Source organism: Phocaeicola sp. RTP21198st1_B8_RTP21198_201120, assembly GCF_040929485.1.
GTDB lineage: Bacteria > Bacteroidota > Bacteroidia > Bacteroidales > Bacteroidaceae > Phocaeicola > Phocaeicola dorei.
The window spans coordinates 1-1,096 of sequence record NZ_JBCOCI010000250.1 but is presented as its reverse complement, the minus strand read 5'-3'; the positions used below and the strand labels follow the sequence as shown (position 1 = coordinate 1,096).

Genomic DNA, 1,096 nt, shown 5'->3' with positions numbered 1-1,096 from the left:
TTTGCCGGATACGTTCCCTGGACACTGTTAGTCGTGCTCTCCCTGTTCAGCCTGACTTACCATAAATTCAGCATCCAACCGGCAGCCTGGTGGAAACGCTTCACCACATGGATAAAGAATATGGACCCGGTGGATTTATTCTCTTTCACCAGTATCGTTGTAATCTTCGTCTTCTACTGTATTCCGCAGAGCAAACGTAGTGTATATCTGATGCCGATCTATCCTTTCATTGCTTATTTCCTTGCCAAATATCTATTCTATCTGGTCAAGAAGCAATCTAAAGTCATCAAGGTATACGGAAGTATTCTTGCAGTAATCAGCCTGCTACTGTTCACCTGCTTCATCGTATTAAAAGGGTCGTCACGCGCAGGACAATATTAATTTCATGCGTGCAATACAGAATATCAGCGGAGCAGGGGCCTTATTCCTGATTGCCATTCCTACCATTCTCGGTATCTACTGGTGGTTCTATCAACGGAAAAATGCATTGAACAACCGTTTCCTATACGCTCTCGTTGTGCTTACAATGGGATTATACCTTGCATTGGACGGTGCTTATCAGCCGGCAGCATTAAATTCGAAGTCGGTCAAATTCATCGCTACAGAAATAGAAAAGGTTGCGCCGGAAAGCGAAGGAACGATGTACGAATTCATTGAAGAAAGTCTGCATGCAGCAGGTGACCCCGTACATTATTTCGAACTCAATTTCTATCTGCACAATCGTCTCGACAACTTCTATGAGAAACGTCCTTCGGAAGGTTTCTTGTTAATCGGCACGAATGATGCAGAGAAATATCTTCCCGAATTCGAGAAAGAAGGGTATCAGTTTGAGGAGGTATATGAATCCCCTAAACGAGTACTCCGGCAAATAGCCAAGATATACAAGTTCGTTAAAAACCAACAGCCTGAAAATACCGAAACGACTCCTATTGTTGAGTAAAAGGTATAGAATGAAGCGTTTTTCCATGCTTCACAAGGAACTCCGCCGATTGGAGCATGGAAAAACTATATTCTTTTAAAGGCAAAAAGCTATCATCCATCGGAACAGCATTCAATTTGCCGTTACCGATATCATAAGTAAGTTCCTGCTGAGTCT

1 pseudogene is annotated in these 1,096 nt (G+C 42.8%); it reads left to right on the top strand.

Annotation, left to right across the window (positions count from 1 at the left end):
• Positions 1-940: pseudogene (locus tag AB5935_RS25075) on the top strand (dolichyl-phosphate-mannose--protein mannosyltransferase); the annotation flags it as partial.
• Positions 941-1,096: the final 156 nt, after the last annotated feature.